The 19358-nt window shown below is 41.3% G+C and carries 16 protein-coding genes and 1 pseudogene; 13 read left to right on the top strand and 4 right to left on the bottom strand.

Going from position 1 to position 19358, the window contains the following annotated elements; all coding sequences use genetic code 11:
• The first annotated feature begins 130 nt into the window (after window positions 1-130).
• The 3 genes from acnB (at window position 131) to BM329_RS14665 (ending at window position 4604) form a co-directional block, all read left to right on the top strand.
• Window positions 131-2728 (top strand): bifunctional aconitate hydratase 2/2-methylisocitrate dehydratase, encoded by a 2598-nt coding sequence (gene acnB, locus BM329_RS04965; protein WP_092549778.1) that lies wholly within the window; start codon window positions 131-133, stop codon window positions 2726-2728.
• Between the two features lie 451 nt (window positions 2729-3179).
• Window positions 3180-4382 (top strand): retroviral-like aspartic protease family protein, encoded by a 1203-nt coding sequence (locus BM329_RS04960; protein WP_092549775.1) that lies wholly within the window; start codon window positions 3180-3182, stop codon window positions 4380-4382.
• Window positions 4383-4442: 60 nt separating this feature from the next.
• Window positions 4443-4604: a hypothetical protein gene (locus BM329_RS14665; RefSeq protein WP_177216188.1), complete on the top strand. Its 162-nt coding sequence runs from the start codon at window positions 4443-4445 to the stop codon at window positions 4602-4604.
• Window positions 4605-4714: 110 nt separating this feature from the next.
• On the opposite strand, the gene BM329_RS04955 is transcribed toward BM329_RS14665, so the two are convergent.
• Window positions 4715-6277, bottom strand: coding sequence for a sigma-54-dependent Fis family transcriptional regulator (locus tag BM329_RS04955; RefSeq protein ID WP_092549772.1), 1563 nt, complete (start codon window positions 6275-6277; stop codon window positions 4715-4717).
• A gap of 22 nt (window positions 6278-6299) precedes the next feature.
• Here BM329_RS04955 and prpB point away from each other — a divergent pair, with 22 nt between their 5' ends.
• The 6 genes from prpB to BM329_RS04925 all read left to right on the top strand — a co-directional run bounded on the left by prpB (window position 6300) and on the right by BM329_RS04925 (window position 12052).
• A complete protein-coding gene (gene prpB, locus BM329_RS04950) occupies window positions 6300-7205 on the top strand; it encodes a methylisocitrate lyase (RefSeq protein WP_092549769.1) in 906 nt (301 codons plus the stop codon).
• On the top strand, window positions 7198-8373 hold the full coding sequence (gene prpC / locus BM329_RS04945) for a bifunctional 2-methylcitrate synthase/citrate synthase (protein ID WP_092549766.1): 1176 nt from the start codon (window positions 7198-7200) through the stop codon (window positions 8371-8373). Before prpB ends, prpC begins: the two co-directional genes overlap by 8 nt.
• A 227-nt stretch (window positions 8374-8600) precedes the next feature.
• Window positions 8601-10058, top strand: coding sequence for a bifunctional 2-methylcitrate dehydratase/aconitate hydratase (locus tag BM329_RS04940; protein WP_092549763.1), 1458 nt, complete (start codon window positions 8601-8603; stop codon window positions 10056-10058).
• A 93-nt stretch (window positions 10059-10151) separates the two neighbouring features.
• Window positions 10152-10406, top strand: coding sequence for an acetyl-coenzyme A synthetase N-terminal domain-containing protein (locus BM329_RS15185; protein ID WP_092549760.1), 255 nt, complete (start codon window positions 10152-10154; stop codon window positions 10404-10406).
• Window positions 10407-10878: 472 nt separating this feature from the next.
• A complete protein-coding gene (locus BM329_RS04930) occupies window positions 10879-11439 on the top strand; it encodes a cytochrome b (protein ID WP_092549757.1) in 561 nt (186 codons plus the stop codon).
• 31 nt (window positions 11440-11470) lie between these two features.
• Window positions 11471-12052, top strand: coding sequence for a YceI family protein (locus tag BM329_RS04925; RefSeq protein WP_092549937.1), 582 nt, complete (start codon window positions 11471-11473; stop codon window positions 12050-12052).
• A 92-nt stretch (window positions 12053-12144) separates the two neighbouring features.
• On the opposite strand, the gene BM329_RS04920 is transcribed toward BM329_RS04925, so the two are convergent.
• Genes BM329_RS04920 through pvcA form a run of 3 tightly spaced genes read right to left on the bottom strand, consistent with a single transcriptional unit; the run spans window position 12145 to window position 15370 of the window.
• On the bottom strand, window positions 12145-13425 hold the full coding sequence (locus BM329_RS04920; protein WP_092549754.1) for a glycosyltransferase: 1281 nt from the start codon (window positions 13423-13425) through the stop codon (window positions 12145-12147).
• 30 nt (window positions 13426-13455) lie between these two features.
• On the bottom strand, window positions 13456-14328 hold the full coding sequence (pvcB, locus tag BM329_RS04915) for a tyrosine isonitrile desaturase/decarboxylase (RefSeq protein WP_092549751.1): 873 nt from the start codon (window positions 14326-14328) through the stop codon (window positions 13456-13458).
• Window positions 14329-14362: 34 nt separating this feature from the next.
• Entirely contained in the window at window positions 14363-15370 is a 1008-nt protein-coding gene (gene pvcA, locus BM329_RS04910; protein ID WP_092549748.1) for an L-tyrosine isonitrile synthase, read from the bottom strand.
• Between the two features lie 763 nt (window positions 15371-16133).
• Between pvcA and BM329_RS14790 the strand changes: the two genes are divergently transcribed.
• The 4 genes and pseudogenes from BM329_RS14790 to BM329_RS04890 all read left to right on the top strand — a co-directional run.
• Window positions 16134-16298, top strand: a complete 165-nt coding sequence (locus BM329_RS14790; RefSeq protein ID WP_218153254.1) for a hypothetical protein — start codon at window positions 16134-16136, stop codon at window positions 16296-16298.
• 350 nt (window positions 16299-16648) lie between these two features.
• Window positions 16649-17056: a JHE-like toxin PirA gene (locus tag BM329_RS04900; RefSeq protein WP_092549745.1), complete on the top strand. Its 408-nt coding sequence runs from the start codon at window positions 16649-16651 to the stop codon at window positions 17054-17056.
• A 124-nt stretch (window positions 17057-17180) separates the two neighbouring features.
• The gene (locus BM329_RS04895; protein ID WP_092549743.1) at window positions 17181-18467 is read left to right on the top strand and encodes a jacalin family lectin; all 1287 of its coding nucleotides are present in this window, start codon (window positions 17181-17183) and stop codon (window positions 18465-18467) included.
• Window positions 18468-18926: 459 nt separating this feature from the next.
• Window positions 18927-19238: pseudogene (locus tag BM329_RS04890) on the top strand (HTH domain-containing protein); the annotation flags it as partial.
• Window positions 19239-19358: the final 120 nt, after the last annotated feature.

Genomic DNA, 19358 nt, shown 5'->3' with positions numbered 1-19358 from the left:
TGATGTTATGTGAGCAAAATCCTCTGACCTGGCACCCTTGATGATTGTTTTAGAAGATTGTTTTTCGATAATCGTTACCGGGTGCAGACAGCCGGGTATATAAAATGACAATGAGAGTGAGGAGAAAGTCGTGCTAGAAGAATACCGCAAGCACGTAGCCGAGCGTGCAGCTCAAGGCATCGTTCCTAAGCCGTTAGACGCAGCTCAAGTAGCAGCGCTGGTAGAATTACTGAAGAACCCACCTAAAGGTGAAGAAGATTTCTTATTAGATCTACTGACCAATCGTATTCCTCCTGGTGTAGATGAAGCCGCTTATGTTAAAGCGGGTTTTCTTGCTGCCATAACCAAAGGAGAAGCAGCTTCTCCTTTGGTCACACAGGAAAAAGCCATTGAATTATTGGGAACTATGCAGGGTGGGTATAATATCCACGCTTTAATTGATGCTCTTGATGATGAAAAACTGGCTCCGATTGCGGCTAAAGCGCTTTCTCATACTTTGCTGATGTTTGATAGTTTCTATGATGTAGAAGGAAAAGCAAAGGCAGGCAATGCTCATGCCAAACAGATCATTCAGTCATGGGCCGATGGGCAATGGTTCCTTGAACGCCCTGAATTAGCCGAAAAAATTACTGTTACCGTTTTTAAGGTCACAGGTGAAACCAACACCGATGATCTCTCTCCTGCACCTGATGCGTGGTCACGTCCTGATATTCCTTTACATGCTCTGGCAATGCTCAAAAATGCCCGTGAAGGTATCGAACCTGATCAAGCGGGTGCCGTTGGCCCAATTAAGCAAATAGAAGCATTAAATAAAAAAGGCTATCCGTTGGCCTATGTTGGTGATGTTGTCGGTACAGGCTCTTCCCGTAAATCAGCAACTAACTCTGTATTGTGGTTTATGGGTGAAGATATTCCGTTTGTACCTAATAAACGTGGTGCGGGCGTGGTACTGGGCGGAAAAATCGCACCAATCTTCTTTAATACCATGCAAGATGCGGGTGCGTTACCAATCGAAGTGGATGTTTCTAAACTCAATATGGGTGATGTGATTGATATCTATCCCTATAAAGGTGAAGTTCGTCATCATGAAACGAATGAATTATTCTCTAATTTTGAATTGAAAACTGACGTATTGATCGACGAAGTTCGTGCTGGTGGTCGTATTCCATTGATTATCGGTCGTGGTCTGACCGGGAAAGCCCGTGAATCATTAGGGTTGCCACACAGCGATGTTTTCCGTCAGGCAAAAGCTGTTGAGAAAAGTGATCGTGGTTTCTCATTGGCACAGAAAATGGTAGGTCGCGCCTGTGGAACTGGTGGTATCCGCCCGGGAGAATATTGTGAACCTAAGATGACTTCAGTGGGTTCTCAGGATACCACTGGGCCAATGACGCGTGATGAGTTGAAAGATTTGGCATGTCTTGGCTTCTCTGCGGATTTGGTTATGCAGTCATTCTGTCATACAGCGGCTTATCCAAAACCTGTCGATGTGACGACGCATCATACATTGCCTGATTTCATCATGAACCGCGGCGGGGTATCGCTACGTCCGGGAGATGGCATTATCCACTCATGGCTGAACCGTATGTTACTGCCGGATACGGTAGGTACAGGCGGTGATTCCCATACCCGTTTCCCGATTGGGATCTCTTTCCCTGCGGGTTCAGGTTTGGTGGCATTTGCTGCCGCTACAGGCGTCATGCCGCTGGATATGCCTGAATCAGTATTGGTGCGTTTTAAAGGAAAAATGCAACCTGGCATTACCCTGCGTGATTTGGTTCATGCCATTCCTTACTATGCGATTCAGCAAGGTTTGCTGACTGTTGAGAAGAAAGGCAAGAAAAATATTTTCTCTGGCCGCATTCTTGAGATTGAAGGTTTGCCTGAACTCAAAGTTGAGCAAGCATTCGAATTAGCCGATGCTTCTGCGGAACGTTCTGCGGCAGGCTGTACTATTAAATTGGATGAAGCGCCGATCATTGAGTATTTGCAATCGAATATCATACTGTTGAAGTGGATGATTGCAGAAGGTTATGGTGATCGCCGAACGCTTGAGCGCCGTATTATTGGCATGGAGAACTGGTTGAAAGATCCTCAATTGCTGGAAGCAGATGCAGATGCTGAATACGCAGCGGTGATTGAAATTGATCTGGCGGAAATTAAACAGCCTATTTTGTGTGCGCCTAACGATCCAGATGATGCACGTTTATTATCGGAAGTCGCAAACAGCAAGATTGACGAAGTGTTTATCGGCTCTTGTATGACCAACATTGGTCATTTCCGTGCTGCGGGCAAGTTATTGGATCAGCATAAAGGCCAATTACCAACCCGTTTATGGGTTGCGCCTCCAACTAAGATGGACGCAGCTCAATTAACAGAAGAAGGCTATTACAGCGTCTTCGGTAAGAGTGGGGCGCGTATTGAGATCCCCGGTTGTTCATTGTGTATGGGAAATCAGGCGCGTGTGGCAGATGGTGCAACTGTAGTATCCACTTCTACCCGTAACTTCCCGAACCGTCTCGGTACAGGTGCAAATGTTTATCTGGCTTCTGCTGAGCTGGCAGCTGTGGCTTCACTGTTGGGACGCTTACCAACTCCAGAAGAGTATTTGCAATTCATGGGTAAAGTCGATGAAACCGCAGCAGATACTTATCGTTACCTCAATTTTGATCAATTGAGCCAGTATACAGAAAAAGCGGATGGTGTGATTTTCCAATCCGCTGTATAAAAAAGTATATTGCATAAAAAGGGGATGATGTCTTAGTTGTTTTTTTATTCATCATGAGCATGAAGTTAACTACAATGAGTAATGTGAATAAAAGCAGAGCGTGAGACTTCCTCCTTATATATGTGCACTGTTTGCACTGCCTATGTTGATTGAGGATAAACCTGACTGTGTTAAATGAAAAAAACGATGGGATTTATTTATAAGCGGGATAAAACACTATTCTGGCAACAAGATATGGGTTCTTTGTTGTTGCATATCGATTGACATATTTTGTTGAATCACTTATAAATCGCTCTTAAGAAGAGGGGAACTCTACTTGTGTAAACACCCGTCCCTGCTCATAGTGGTGGTCGGAGTGTGAATAAGATTTCTCAAAAAAGGCTCCTAAAGGAGCCTTTTTTGATCCGGATTTGTAATTACTCTGGAACACACATTGGGATAAAAACATTCAATGAAATTGATATTTGGGAAAGCGAGAAAAATAGTACCGCTTCTATTATGCGTGACGGGTTTGGCGGGATGTGCTAATACGCTGGCTAACAAAGCTCAGGTAAAAAACCCTGCGACACCAGAGTCGATACTGGACACACATTTTGAAAGAAATCTGATAGTTCCGGTTACCATAAACCATAAGACGTGGCACTTTCTGGTTGATACAGGCGCGAGCGTAACTGTTATTGATAAAAATATTGCAGCTGAGATTACACAGCCTTGGCTATTATCTGAGCTTCCTGCAAATTATCGTCAGGAATTCTCTCATGTCAAAACCGTCTCAGGGAGTTTGGAAAACCAGAATTTCACTATTCTGAAACCGATGCCTTTCTCCATTGGCTCACAAGAAATTCGGGATAATGATATTTGGTTGTCGATGGATTTATCACTGTTTGTTCAGTCACTGGGTGTGGATATCAACGGTATTATCGGTATCGATACTTTTAGAAAAATAAACTGGCAGGTCGATAATGAAAAGAAACGCCTGGTTCTTTTAAAAGACGGGCCTTCCGCTCTCGCGTATCAGCAATGTACAGGTTATGATGACAGTTATAACCGAATGCCACAGCTTTGGTTTAATTATGGTGACAATCATGTACCTTTCCGTATTGATACTGGTGCGGGCGAAAGTTACGTTGCCAGCGATTTCATCCATTTTGTAAAAGAGCATAAGGGTTCAGTGACACTGGATTCCGTGAATTCGCCTGGCGTTGATGCAAGCGGTATGATCAACACCCCAGTTTATATCCTGAAAGGGTTAGCTTTCAACAACATGCCACTTGGTGAAATCACAGTCAGTGAAAGTCAAAACCAGCAGTTCGCTGTGGGCATGGGGTTCCTGTCACGTTTTAAACGCTATGCCTTTATCCCCTCACGGATGATGTTCTGCTATGATACGCAGTCCATCGAGCGGCATGGTCTGGCTTCGAAACGTTCCATCAGCGTACATTATGCCCATCAGCATATTAAGGTGTTTTATAACAATGATGCAGCTCTTCGGAATACTGGGCTGCGTAATGGTGATATCTTACTAAAGGTAAACGGTGTCGCCTATTCTCCGGCACAGATTGATGAAGTGAGAAAATGGCTTAGGCTGACACCGGAGGGAAAACTTAAGCTGACCGTTCAGCGTGACACGCAACAGATGGAAATTAACCTCTAGCTGTGTCCCTCAATATACGTTGATAGTATGATCATCTGATGAATTTCAATACTAGAAAAGATGATGGTACGCTACTACATTATTCCCGACGAGGCATCAATAGTCCTACACCCAGTGATTGGCGATAGCTGTCGGGATATGTTTTCCTCTTATCGGGATATGTTTTCCTCTTATATGGCGCTTGGCTATTTGTACGGTTTGCACGGTCACCATCTGACCTGAACATTGCTGATGGCATCGGCAAAAAGCTGGCCCATATAGCCAGAGTCCGTGAAGATACTTTGAATGTCGGGTGTAGCGAGGAGTAGAAAATGATCTGCAATTTTGGAACGCTATTTAATTTTATCCTGTTCCCACTTTAATCTCCGCCATAATGTCGTGCGGCTAATTCCCAGATATTCCGCCGCTGCACGACGATTACCTGAAAATCGTGCCATAACCTCATGCGCTGAAGGAATACTTTCAATAAATAAAGGTGATTCAATAAACTTGGCTGCTTTTATACAATTATCGGCATCATTAATATCAATCTGACGCTCAGGTGAGAGCGATAATATCAATTCAGGAGTCAGGGACTGTTCAGAATTGGCACTTAAATAAAGCGCTATCCGTTCCATCAAGTTACGCAATTCACGTACATTTCCCGGCCAGTGATAGGATTGCAGGACTTCATGGCAAGCAACAAATTCTTTTCTTTTCGATGCTGAAACAGATAAATTTTGCGCTGAAAATGCCCGTTGCAGGTATTCCATTGCCAATAAACCCATATCATTTTCCCTTTCCCGCAAAGCCGGTATATTGATCCGCAATACACATAAACGATAGAACAAATCTGCACGAAAACGCCCTTCTCGCACCCATGTATCCAAATCACAATGAGTTGCACAGATGATACGGACATCAACAATAATCGGGCGATATCCTCCGACCCTGACAACAGATTTTTCCTCCAATACCCGCAATAACCGTGTTTGCAGAGGTAGCGGCATTTCACCGATTTCATCCAGAAACAATGTTCCTCTGTGAGCAATCGCACCACAATTAACGGCTACAAAGGGTCGTGGATGTTTGCCCACCCGCTGTCCGTAACGCAATTGCCCGTAACGCAATGTATATTCGTAATGAATGGCTTGTGCCACCAGCTCTTTCCCTGTACCGCTTTCGCCCTGAATCAAGACCGTAGCCACCGAACGGGAATACAGAATAATAGTATTGCGAACATGTTCCATTGCAGCAGAATTTCCCTTAATGTCGCTGATCGTATGGCGAATGCGTAATTTATCCTCCATTGGGAAAGGAGAAATTATTGACTGATTGAGTTTGGTCATTTTGGCCATATCCAGCGCATCCTGAAATGCCTGCCGGATAGAATCAGCGGAATAGATAAAAACACCCACCAGATCCGCTTCATAAGCAAGATCGGTAATTAACCCTGCGCCGACAATCACTTTGATGCCCATCGATTTTAAAGCATTGACTTGTGTTCTGGCATCTTCTTCCGTCACATAGCTACGCTGTTCAATTCGTAGGTTGAAGCTCTGCTGAAACTCTTCCAATACAGGAAAAGTATTCTGGTAATTAATGACACCAATTCGGGAACTGATTTGCCGGGCACGAGCCAATGCTTGCATGACATCAAATCCACTGGCCCTGGCAATAATCACCGGCACGGATAAGCGGCTTTTCAAATAAGCGCCATTAGAACCGGCACAAATTACGGCATCACAATGCTCTGTTTCCAGACGCTTACGAATATGTTGAATTGCATATTCGAAACCCAACTGGATAGAGGTGATTTCTGCCTGATGATCAAATTCTGGCGTAATTTTTGCTATTATTTTTAATTTTTGGCATATACTTTGCTTACATAACAACACAGTACAAGTAGGTTTCATTTTAGTAACAATGAGGTTATATATGGCATTTTATTCCGCGGGTTTGGCTTTTCGTCAAGCAATAGAGGCCGAATCTCCGTTACAGGTAGTCGGAACCATCAACGCAAATCATGCGTTACTGGCAAAACGAGCAGGCTACAAGGCTATTTATCTTTCAGGTGGTGGCGTATCTGCTGGTTCGCTCGGCTTGCCGGATTTAGGCATTTCGACCCTGGATGATGTATTGACTGATATTCGCCGTATTACAGATGTATGCGATTTACCGCTTCTCGTCGATGCTGATATTGGTTTTGGTTCCTCTGCATTTAATGTTGCCCGCACTGTTCGTTCTATTATCAAAGCAGGCGCTGCGGGCATCCATATTGAAGATCAGGTCGGTGCCAAACGTTGTGGGCATCGTCCAAATAAAGAAATTGTCTCCAAAGGAGAAATGGTAGATCGCATCAAGGCTGCCGTTGATGCCCGCACCGATGCAAATTTTGTCATTATGGCACGTACTGATGCATTGGCTGTGGAAGGGTTGGGTGCCGCTCTGGACAGAGCCGCTGCCTACATTGAAGCTGGCGCGGATATGCTGTTCCCTGAAGCTATTACAGAACTGCATATGTATAAGGAATTCGCATCCAGAATACAAGTTCCCATTTTGGCGAATATTACTGAGTTTGGCGCTACCCCGCTCTTTACTATTGAAGAATTAAGGAGCGTGGATGTCGCTATCGCCCTTTACCCGCTATCGGCGTTTCGAGCGATGAATAAAGCCGCCGAACAAGTCTATACCGCTTTGCGTCACGACGGCACACAGAAAAATGTCATTGATATGATGCAAACCCGCAATGAACTGTATGAAAGCATCAACTACTACGCTTTTGAGCGAAAACTGGATGCCCTGTTTTCGCAGAAAAACAGCAGAGGGGATATTCATGAATAAACAGAATACGACAACGGGATCTTCTGAATCAATTCAATTCAAACCCAAAAAATCCGTTGCCTTGTCCGGCATTATTGCGGGCAATACGGCACTCTGTACTGTGGGAAAAAACGGTAGTGAATTACATTACCGTGGTTATGATATTCTCGATTTAGCCGCCCATTGTGAATTTGAAGAAATAGCTTATCTACTTATTCACGATAAGCTTCCTTCCCGCGCAGAACTCATTTCCTATAAAGCCAAATTGAAAGCCTTCCGCGGTCTGCCCGGTAGCGTTAAATCGGCATTGGAAGCCCTGCCAGCAGTGGCGCATCCAATGGATGTCATGCGCACGGGTGTTTCTGTTCTGGGCTGTACCCTGCCGGAAAAAGAAGATCATAACCTTGCTGGCGCACGTGATATCGCCGATCGTCTGTTGGCTTCCCTTGGTTCGATGTTGCTTTATTGGTATCACTACAGCCATAACGGGCGACGCATTGAAGTTGAAACTGATGATGATTCTATCGGCGGGCATTTCCTCCATCTCCTGCATGGCCAGAAGCCACCTGAATCTTGGGAAAAAGCAATGCATATCTCCCTTATCCTGTATGCCGAGCATGAATTCAATGCCTCGACTTTTACCAGCCGCGTGATTGCAGGTACAGGATCAGATACTTATTCTGCCATTATCGGCGGTATTGGTGCTCTGAGAGGGCCGAAACATGGTGGGGCCAATGAAGTTTCGTTCGAAATCCAGCAGCGCTATGACTCATCTGATCAAGCTGAGGCCGATATTCTTGCCCGTTTGGAGCGAAAAGAAGTCATCATCGGCTTTGGTCATCCGGTTTATACCGTTTCCGATCCACGCCATAAAGTGATTAAAGAAATCGCCCTGCAACTATCTCAAGAAGCAGGTACAACCCAAATGTATGATATTGCGAATCGAATTGAATCTGTGATGTGGGATAACAAGAAAATGTTTCCAAACCTCGATTGGTTCTCTGCGGTGTCTTATCACATGATGGGCATTCCTACTGCTATGTTTACGCCACTGTTTGTCATTGCCCGTACTTCAGGCTGGGCGGCACATATTATGGAACAACGTATTGATAATAAAATTATCCGTCCTTCAGCTAACTATACCGGCCCTGAAAATTTACAATTTATACCCATTGATAAACGTAAATAGTGCAATTTATATACCCATTGGATTTCAAGATGCAGCGCGACGGCAAGGGAATGACAAATTCGTCGGGAACGAATTTGCCCAGCCAAAGGCTGGCCTCCGGTGAAAGGCAGGAGCCTTTCATTAATCCCCTGGAGCATAGATAACTATGTGACTGGGGTGAGTGAGCGCAGCCAACAAAGCTGCAACTTGAAAGACGACAGGTATAAATAACAATTTAAGGATTGATTATGTCTGCCTCTGCTGTGAGTAACCGCCCTGACTATGATCACGTGATTGTGGATATTGTGGATTATGTCATGGATTACATTGTCGTATCCCCAATTGCTTACGCGACTGCCCATCATTGCCTTATTGATACACTGGGCTGTGGTTTAGAAGCATTAGAATACCCCGCCTGCACAAAACTATTGGGACCTATTGTTCCGGGGACAATTGTGCCTAACGGAGCGCGCGTACCGGGAACGCAATTTGAACTTGACCCCGTTCAGGCTGCATTCAATATTGGTACAATGATCCGCTGGCTAGATTTTAACGACACTTGGTTGGCGGCTGAATGGGGACATCCGTCTGATAATCTTGGGGGAATACTTGCCACTGCTGATTGGATATCAAGAAATGCCGTGGCTCGGGGGAAAACACCTCTAACCATGTGGGATGTACTGACAGCCATGATTAAAGCCCATGAAATTCAAGGCTGTCTGGCGTTGGAAAATGCTTTCAATAAAGTCGGATTGGATCATGTGGTCTTAGTCAAAGTGGCTTCCACAGCAGTTGTTGCCCATATGCTGGGCTTGTCGCGTGAGGAAATGTTAAGTGCAGTTTCACTGGCCTGGGTCGATGGACAATCCTTAAGAACCTATCGCCATGCGCCCAATACCGGTTCCCGCAAATCCTGGGCGGCAGGAGATGCAACTTCCCGCGCAGTACGCCTTGCTCTGATTGCGCAAAAAGGCGAAATGGGATACCCCTCCGTATTAACAGAAAAAACGTGGGGGTTTTATGATGTTTTATTCAATGGTCAGCCATTCAAATTCCAGCGTCCCTATGGCTCTTATGTGATGGAGAATGTGTTGTTCAAAATCTCTTTCCCGGCAGAGTTCCATTCACAAACTGCCGTAGAAGCAGCCATGATCCTGCATCAGCAACTGAAAGAACGGGGTAAACAAGTTGAAGATATCGCCCGGATTACTATCCGAACCCATGAGGCCTGTATCAGGATTATCGATAAACAAGGCCCACTGAATAATCCGGCAGACAGAGATCACTGCATTCAATATATGGTTGCCATACCGCTGATTTTTGGTCGCCTGACTGCTGCGGATTATGAGGACAATATCGCCATCGATCCCCGTATTGATGCTTTACGGAAAAAAATAAGCTGCGTCGAAGATCCCGATTTCACTCATGATTATCACGATCCAGAAAAACGCTCCATTGCCAATGCACTGACTCTGGAATTTACCGATGGCTCTCAACTGGATGAAGTGAAGGTTGAATTCCCAATTGGGCATGCCCGCCGCCGCAAAGATGGTATTCCTTTGTTAGAGGAAAAATTCAAAATCAATCTGTCGCGCCGTTTTTCAGAAGAGCAACAACAAAAAATTCAGGCTGTCTCCCTCAACCTCATCTCATTGAGAGACATCCCTGTAAACGAATATCTCGATTTGTACGTTTATAACCTGTAACCAATAGATTTCAAACTATGGCTTAAAAAAGATGAAAGATGGCGGTTCTGGCTTCTGGAGCCGCTTCTCATCTGTGCAGTACCAGGATAAGTTATGTCATTCCAAGACTTCTATCAGCATTCGATTGATGATCCTAATGCTTTTTGGGCAGAGCAAGCCAAGCGAATATATTGGCAGCAGCCTTTCGATCAGGTATTGATGGTGAATCGTGGACTGGCTGATATCAATTGGGTCAAAGGCAGAGATGTGGATTTCACCACATTGAGGCAAGAATATTTTGATGCTGAAGCACCTGTCACATGGCTTGAATATATTTATAATAAAAAATTATTTACAAAAACCTCCTGAAATAAAAAATCAGATTCAATTTATAAAAACAAACGGTCACAAGGCAATTAATTGGCAATAAGTAAATGACCTAAAAAATATTAGATTTACCCTAATTATCTCTAAAACGACATGTTTTTATTTTATTGTTGATAAATTTTGACATTCTTAGACAGATAATTTTTTTAAGATTCACTAAAATAATATTTTTATCTACTATAATACCTTAAATTTTTCATTGAATTTCACAATGCATTTTTGGGTGTTATGCCCAGTCAGTTTCAAGTTGCGCAGATAAAAAAGTAGCAAATTGGAGAACGACGGGTATATACCCAATGGATTTCAAGATGCGGCGCGACGGCAAGGGAATGACCCCCCGGGAGCATAGCTAACTATGTGACTGCTAACTATGTGACTGGGGTGAGTGAGCGCAGCCAACAAAGCTGCAACTTGAAAGAGGACGGGTATAGATGATCAAAAATAAGGAAACAATATGCTATTAAAAAATACTTCCACACACTTTGGTCATATTTCTGTGTTAATCCATTGGCTGGTCGCCCTTGCCGTTTACGGGATGTTTGCTCTTGGATTATGGATGGTGACATTAAGCTACTACGATACTTGGTATCATCGCGCACCGGAACTGCATAAAAGTATCGGAATATGCTTGTTTATTGTCATGGTTATTCGTGTCATATGGCTATTTATCTCGCCACCACCAAAAGCTCTGGCAAGCTACAGCCCCCTCACTCGAATTGGTTCAAAATTGATGCATCACACTCTCTATATTGTTCTGTTTGGCATTTTAGCCAGCGGATACCTGATTTCTACCGCAGAGGGTGATCCCATCAGTATTTTTGGATGGTTTGAAGTTCCCGCAACTCTAACAGCACAAGGCATACAGGCTGATACTGCTGGTGTTATTCACCTTTACCTCGCTTGGATTGTTGTAGTGCTTTCGTTATTGCACGGGCTTGCGGCATTCAAACATCACTTTATTGACCACGATCTTACCCTGAAACGTATGTTTGGTTTTAATTCTGATGAAAAGTAATTCTGGAGAATCTTATATGTTTAAAAAAACAATGCTTAAAAAAACATTAATCAGCCTGACAGCAGGTGTTTTATTAATGGGAACCAACTCTGCAATGGCTGCTGACTATAAAATTGATACAGCTGGTCAACATGCTTTTATTGAATTCCGTATCCAACATTTAGGTATCAGCTGGCTTTACGGTAATTTCAGGAAATTCGACGGCAGGTTTACGTTCGATGCGCAAAATCCCGCTACAGATAAGGTTGATGTCATTATTAAAACAAATAGTGTTGATACCAATCATGCTGAACGTGATAAGCACCTTCGCAGTGCCGATTTTTTAAATGTTGCAAAATATCCAGAAGCCAAATTCACATCAACCGAAGTGAAAAAAACGGGTGAGAATTACACTATCGTCGGTGATCTGACACTAAATGGCGTCACAAAGCCGGTGACATTAAGTGCCAAACTGGTGGGAGAAGGTAATGACCCCTGGGGGGGATACCGTGCAGGCTTTGAAGCCAATGGGAAAATCAAATTGAAAGATTTTAATATCAAAAGTGATCTGGGGCCAAAATCTCAGGAAGTTGAGTTGATCATTTCTGTTGAAGGTGTAAAAGAAAAAGTCTGATTACATTTACCCATAAAAGAACTATCCATAAAAGAACTGCCCATAAAAGAACGCGGTATGAAAAACCTACCGCGTTCTATTTTATGGTTTATTTATCGTGCGATCAGTTCATTAACATGACGCGTTATTGATGCCAAGGCATCATGGGAATCATAATCTGCCTTAATAATCTGTGCCTGCTGGTACCATATCGGGGAAGATAATATTCTGGTCACCGCCTGATATAATTGCTGTTCACTTGGAGTATCAGTATGCAGGCTGATGCCACAACGTGACCAGATAACACGGGCAACAGCTTCCAGTTTACCATCTCCTGTTCCCGCTACCACCAAAGGAACACCGTGACGAATGGCTGAATTCAGTGAACCATAACCACCATTGTTAATAAAAATTGATGTTTTTGGCAACCAGTGTTCAAAATTAATATATTCTACGACTTTGGCATTTTCTGGAATATCTTCACCCAGGACATCGACAGACCGCCCGCCTGTAATCGCCAATATCCGAACAGGTAAAGCGGACAATGCACGCAATGTAGGTAATATCAATTGGTTAAAATCAATATTAGCCAGTGTTCCCTGAGTTACTAAAATCAACGGCAGGTTTTCATTCGGCCAACTGATTTGCGTTTTATCATCTTCCACTTTCACCGGCAACGCGCCGATAAAATCCACCGTCGCAGGTAAATCATTACGGGTAAATTCAAATGATTGAGTTGCCAGTTGCAAGTAACGATCAACTCCGCTCATCAAAATATCATTATAATCCTTTGTCAGTGGGAGGCAATCAACGGCAACAAGCGACTGATTAAAGGCTTCCCTGACCTGTTCAATTAATTGGTGCGTTTCCCTATCCACTAATTGATCGCGTGTTAAATCAGCAGGTAATAATTCAGGTGGTATCCTGGCCCCCCAGAATACGGCATCCTTTGATGACCACGGCAACGGAGTCACACCAATAGCAATGACAGGAATACGTTTGTCAGACGGTTGTTGCAATAATGGCAACGCGGCATAAAAGGTGTTGTCGATAATCAACAAATCAGCGTGTCCCGCTGCAATCAGTTGCATTAATTGCTTCGACAACACAGGAATAGGTGTGGCAAAAAATCTCCTTAACGATAGCGCCATCTGAACATTCCCCGGAGGGTGCTGGGCCCGTTCGGGGAAATATTTTTCCAGATAGCGGTAATCAACATCCACCTGCCCATCAAAGGGGACAAAAGTGGCTCCTAATGCTTCCGTTTGCTGTTGAAACAGAGTTCCACTGAATATTGTGACATCATGTCCCTGTCCGATTAAATGTTCCGCAATAGTGAGCATTGGAAAAACGTGACCAGGCGTTGCAATAGTTGCTAAAACAATACGAGACATTAATCAAACCTCCTTCAAGGAAACATTGACTCAATCAGCATTGGAAACAGAAATAGTGCGGAAACTGTGATTGTTACACACGGGTGTACCGTGAATATGTACCCGCTGAATATGGCGGGGAGAACGGGAAATAAAAGCTTCACGTCCATGTAATAAATTGAAATTATCACAAATCGCGATGTCACCAGACTGCCATTGATGAGCATAGAAATAACGCGGATCATACAATCGGTTATACAGCATTTCCTCAAGGATTTTTTGCTCTTCCGGTGACACTCCATCTATTTTCAAAGAATGATGATCAGCATACTTAGCATCATCTTTACCCATCGGCTCATTGTAACGCATTACCCATTTTTTACCGCCGGGATGAAGACATACTAACGGGGAAACAACTTCGCCGCCATAATGGGTCACTCGGCTTGTGCGATAGGTGATGGTGGTATTCTTCCATGTATTACGCTCCTCATCACTGGCATCAATAATCAATTGCTCAGTGTTAACAAATGTAGTACGCCCTCCTTGCGCCGCTTCCGGGGCAGAAACACAATGAAATATCTGAAATTCTGGGAGCGTTTCTCTATACATCCCATCCCAATGCAACGGCACACTACCACTGTCCAGAACATGATCTGATGGTTCAGGCCGTTCCATCACATCCAATATCACCCCAAAAGACCATGTCATTAACTCCCCCCAGCGGCTGGTATATTCCGTCAGCTTATTGTTGTCCGTGAAGCCGGACTGAAAGCCGCGCAATACTACCAAAAGATGAGTTCGTGCCAACTCGCGCAAAGCATCAATCGGTAACGTAGTAATATCCTGATCAGGATAATTAGGTGTAATAAACAGTCCGAAAGGTTTCACTAACTCAATATGACAATCAAGTTCATATGTATTCATGATTTGCTCTTAAATAATCCGTTATATTAATTGGTTAATCTGCATGCACAGCCGCAATTTCGGGTTTTGTTTCCTGATACCTTTCCGGTTCTGTTTCAATCACGTAATGGCTTGGCACTCCCCGAATTTCGATCAGTTTTCCTTTCATCTTTTTCACTTCATCACTTTTCATCAGCACAAACTGGCCGTTGATATTGGCAGCGACACCATGCCACGGTGTCAGCCAATCATCCCTAGTCGGCATCATATGAATACCTAATTTGAGACTATCCACAGGCTGTGGATGTATTGAAAGGCGAAGCGCTAACGGGAACTGTTCCGCTAATAAATTTCCCCATGCCCAACTACGCTGAATAACCCCAACAGAGCGCTGACGTGCATCTTTTTGCAGTGCATTTTTTGAACCGGTATATTCTGGTAATAAACTATCTTCATAAAGAAAACGAGTGATTGCCCGATACAACAGCAAACCTTCTTCGTTTTCTTTGAGTGTCTCTTTAATTTCCTCGATTGAAGAGGCATAACGACCTACCAGCAACTTACGCAGATGATCATAATCATGCGTATGTTGCGTGAGTGACTCCACGTTACTGAGATTGAAGACCGAAAGATGAGTTGCGCCTAACTCATGCAACAGTTTTTCAATTTCCAATTGGTAATAGGTAATCGTGCTATCATCAACACGGATAAGATCACTGAATACATGTCCATCGGAGCAAATAATAATTTTTGCCCCAGGTGGATAATAAAGCTGAATACGCTGGCAAAGAGAGTTTAAGAAAATTAGTGATAATTTTTCTGCCATATCAGGCATCTTACCTAATACTTTGCGAGGATTTGGGGATTTTGTTGGAAACGCAGGTAAAATACATTTTACGGTTTTTCCTTGCTCAACAAAGGCACGAATACGCGGGAGCTGAACCTCAAAGATTCTTTCTTCTTCATATTGAATTGTATGTTCAGATTCTGGAAAACGGCGTCGATATTGCAATAATTCATATAAAATTTTGCTCGATACCTTTTCTATGTCAAAACGTTCCATAATTTATTCCTAATTCATTGCCTTTACATTACTGACAATTCATTTATATAGTCATAACGTAAAAGTTATTACATATAAGTTATTGATTATTATTCTGTTAGATATACCCATCGCCTTTCAAATGGCAGCTTTGTTGACTGTATTCACTCAACCCAGTCACCGTTTTTATAAACATATGGTTATCTATACTCCCGGATTAACGCCATTGCTGACGTTCTGTATCTCGAAATCCCTTAGGTATATAACATGATAAAAATTTTTAATTAAAACAGAACAAAAAGAAATAAGTTATAACAAATATAAATAAAATACGTTTGTTTATCTCATTTCTCCAGACAAACCCAAAAGACGTAACTAGTTAATTTTAAATAAATAACAACTTATTTTACCCACACATATTAATATTACATAAGGACAATTTATGACTCAGATGCTTTTTTTATTAAGCTATTCATATACTGACGAAAATGATGAGAATCAATATATATTATTTCAATGCATTCAAACAATTAAAAAATTTAATTAAATGATTCAACTTTTTTGATTTTGTAAAAAAATAAAAAAATTAGCGTAAGTATTTTTATAAAGCTATACTAAAATGATCGTATGCCGCCTGCAGAATCCGGGATCCTCGGCACCTATTTGTACTTGTACGTGAATGATCTGACCATTACCGTATCATTAGGGTATTTATTGTTTAATAACCGTTTCGGATTAACGTCGTTGAAGCCAAAGAAATAAGCTTAAAAAAGAAGCTGGTGTGATGACTATCGCGCCAGTGTTTTCTTTGGCTGAATATCGATCAAATTATGCTCGCGCCCTGATACTGGCAGTAGTCAATTTGCCGCCAAGACGTGTAGCGGGATTTAAATCAGAAGTATTAGTTCTGGCTGCCGTCTGTGACAATCAAGGAACTATCCTGGTATAGCCAGAAAGAAGCGTGAACTTAGGCACTCGGATGCTGTAATTCTTTAAATCAGTAGGAATACCATGAGAACATATGCACCATCACACATATTAATCTTATCTAATCACTGAAAGTATTATTTCTTAAAAGTATATAAATATTAAAACAAATAACTATTTTTTAGTTTTCACATAATCTCCAAAACCAGATTAGAATACCTACTAAAATAGTGCTTAGATAAGACACTTTCAATATAAATAAGTCTATGTTTTAATGATAGGCAAAAGATAAAACACAGCAAAAAGCACCTTATACACTAATAAATAGATAATATATTTTATTCAACATTAAATTTAACAGGAGAATTCCTTATGATTACAATAAATATAAGTGGTAGTAGTATAAAGATTAGTAACAACATAGGATCAGAAACTGATATCAAAAATACCCCTTTTTCAGAACCTTTTTCAATTAGTAATTATAAGGATATGACAATAGAGCCACATTCGTCTATCCAAGCAACAAGAACTGATACACCAATTATTCCTGAAACACGACCAAATTACTATATAGCTAATTCCGGCCCTGCCGCATCAGTGAGAGCTGTTTTTTATTGGTCTCATTCTTTTACATCAGAATGGTTCGAACATTCATCTATCATTGTAAAAGCAGGAGAAGATGGAATATTGAACTCACCTAGCAATTCTGTATATTACAGTAAGGTTGTCATTTATAACGATACAGATAAACGGGCCTTTGTCACAGGCTATGAAAAATAATGAGATAAAATATCATTTATCTACCCTATGAATATCAAGCTGCAGCCAACAAATCTGCAACTTGAAAGACAACATATATAATAAATAAATTTCAAATTATATTTTTAAGGTAAGAAATAAAATCATGAATAACGAACTTATGAACACAAATGAATCACAACCTTCAGAGATATTATCTTTAATTAATGAATCTGTGTTAACAGCACCTTATGCAGTTTCAACCCCTAATTATGAATGGGATATGTCATCAATAATAAAAGATGCCATTATTGGGGGAATAGGCTTTATTCCCGGGCCGGGTTCAGCAATATCGTTTTTGCTAGGGCTATTTTGGCCGCAACAAACAGACAATACCTGGGAGCAAATTCTCCAAAAAGTAGAGCAGATGATAGAGGAAGCGAATTTAAAAACTATTCAAGGAATACTGAATGGAGATATACAAGAAATAAAAGGAAAGATGGAACATGTGGAATATATGCTAGAAACCTCACCAGGCACTCAAGAAAGCCATGACGCATATATGTTCTTAGCGAGGTATCTGGTAAGTATAGATGAAAAATTCAAATCTTTTGATAATAAAACAAACTATCAAATTCTTCCAATGTACACCAATACGCTTATGTTACAGGCACCTTACTGGAAAATGGGTATAGAGAAGAAAAATGATATTTTGCTAACAGATATAGAAGTTAATGAATTAAATCAGCTTATCGAAAATCTATATGCCAAGGCCAATAGCTATATTCATGAAATGTATACCCGTGAATACGATAATGCGGTAAATACCTCAACAGCAACAACTATTACCAATAATTTATTGTCTATAAGAGGGTATTGTTTATTACATGGATTAGAGTGCCTTGAAGTCATTGAGCATATACAAAATAACAGTCTTGAGCAGAGCTTCTATCCGAAAACTATCAGTTATTCCACTGTATTTGATCGCTCAACAAACAAAACAAGACTCCAGGCTCTTACCGAAGATGAGCAAATGGAAGAACCATTCAAACCCTCTTTTATTAATGGGGAATATAATAAAATAAAATCACTGATTGGATATGTACAGAGAATTGGAAATGCTCCTAGAGTTGGAGGTATAAACATTACATTTACTAACGGATCATCTTATACTCTGGGTACAGTGACCTCAGAAACAAACTCAATTGAACTAAATGATAGTGTTATAACCAGCGTGGAAGTATGGGGAAATGGTGCTGTTGATGAGGCATTCTTTACATTAAGTGATGGTCGTCAATTTAGGCTTGGTCAACGCTATGCCAGTAACTACAGAAAATATGCTGTTGATGGCCACTATATTTCAGGGTTGTACTTAGCCAGTGACGAGCCTTCACTTGCTGGACAAGCCGCAGGTATTGCAGTTTCATATCATATATTAGTTGATAAGAAATAATATATGATAATTAGCAAGCTTCTAATTTCAGACTAAGTAAGGAAATGGATCTTCAGTCATATAGCACGCTATATGACTGAAGAGTTATCTTCTCCTCGTTTTTAACTAAATTCATTACATCCTCCATTAATTTATCCAACGATAAAAAATACACGATGAAAACCAAACATTTGTTTGCTGCTTCCCTAAAAAAATGCAACCATTTGTTTAATAAAATTTTATAGCAGGACTAAATATAGTTAGTTTAATATACGTATACGATATTCTTATTTTATCTATTTCTTTAGTATAAAATTCAAGATTAAAGACATATTTTTATGTAAAATGTTCATTTTATATAACTTACGATCGTATTCTCATAATTGGAATAAAATATCAAAATAATCTTTACTGTTTATCAGACATGCCATACAACATAAGTATAAAAAATAAGTACAAAAAAATAGCTAAGAGCATGATATGTCGAAAAGGGGAAATCAGATATTGCAATTATTGAAGGCCGATCCTTTCATACAACAGCAAGAATTTGCTGATATCCTCGGGATTAGCCGCTCGTGTGTTGCAGGACATATTATGAACCTAAGTAAAAAAGGCTATATTAAAGGCAAAGGATATATTTTATCTAATAATATCTATACTGTTACAATTGGTGCTGCCAATATCGATGTAACAAGTTATACCTCTGCCAAATTAATTTATGAAGATTCTAACCCAGGGAAAATAATTTTAACGTCAGAGGGAGTAGGTAGAAACATTGCACAAAATATTGCTTAATTTATAAAATAAAAAAATCAGCTTGGATTCACATATTAAGCGCAACACCGTAATGGACGAAGTAAATGAGTGGGTATTCCTTTAAATAACTCATTCGGTGTTTTGTAATCTCGTGTT

This window comes from Xenorhabdus koppenhoeferi, assembly GCF_900116635.1.
GTDB classification, from domain to species: domain Bacteria; phylum Pseudomonadota; class Gammaproteobacteria; order Enterobacterales; family Enterobacteriaceae; genus Xenorhabdus; species Xenorhabdus koppenhoeferi.
Note: the sequence above shows the minus strand (reverse complement) of the source record. Positions and strands in the feature narration are given on the sequence as shown.

Bases quoted from the DNA above. Each gene is read 5' to 3' on its own strand.
- pvcA (WP_092549748.1), bottom strand. From the start codon at position 15,370: ATGGAACGTTTTGACATAGAAAAGGTATCGAGCAAAATTTTATATGAA.
- BM329_RS04895 (WP_092549743.1), top strand. From the start codon at position 17,181: ATGAATAACGAACTTATGAACACAAATGAATCACAACCTTCAGAGATA.
- BM329_RS04900 (WP_092549745.1), top strand. From the start codon at position 16,649: ATGATTACAATAAATATAAGTGGTAGTAGTATAAAGATTAGTAACAAC.
- prpB (WP_092549769.1), top strand. From the start codon at position 6,300: ATGGCATTTTATTCCGCGGGTTTGGCTTTTCGTCAAGCAATAGAGGCC.
- pvcB (WP_092549751.1), bottom strand. From the start codon at position 14,328: ATGAATACATATGAACTTGATTGTCATATTGAGTTAGTGAAACCTTTC.
- BM329_RS04940 (WP_092549763.1), top strand. From the start codon at position 8,601: ATGTCTGCCTCTGCTGTGAGTAACCGCCCTGACTATGATCACGTGATT.
- prpC (WP_092549766.1), top strand. From the start codon at position 7,198: ATGAATAAACAGAATACGACAACGGGATCTTCTGAATCAATTCAATTC.
- BM329_RS04955 (WP_092549772.1), bottom strand. From the start codon at position 6,277: ATGAAACCTACTTGTACTGTGTTGTTATGTAAGCAAAGTATATGCCAA.
- BM329_RS14665 (WP_177216188.1), top strand. From the start codon at position 4,443: ATGATGGTACGCTACTACATTATTCCCGACGAGGCATCAATAGTCCTA.
- BM329_RS14790 (WP_218153254.1), top strand. From the start codon at position 16,134: ATGACTATCGCGCCAGTGTTTTCTTTGGCTGAATATCGATCAAATTAT.
- BM329_RS15185 (WP_092549760.1), top strand. From the start codon at position 10,152: ATGTCATTCCAAGACTTCTATCAGCATTCGATTGATGATCCTAATGCT.
- BM329_RS04960 (WP_092549775.1), top strand. From the start codon at position 3,180: ATGAAATTGATATTTGGGAAAGCGAGAAAAATAGTACCGCTTCTATTA.
- BM329_RS04920 (WP_092549754.1), bottom strand. From the start codon at position 13,425: ATGTCTCGTATTGTTTTAGCAACTATTGCAACGCCTGGTCACGTTTTT.
- BM329_RS04930 (WP_092549757.1), top strand. From the start codon at position 10,879: ATGCTATTAAAAAATACTTCCACACACTTTGGTCATATTTCTGTGTTA.
- BM329_RS04925 (WP_092549937.1), top strand. From the start codon at position 11,471: ATGCTTAAAAAAACATTAATCAGCCTGACAGCAGGTGTTTTATTAATG.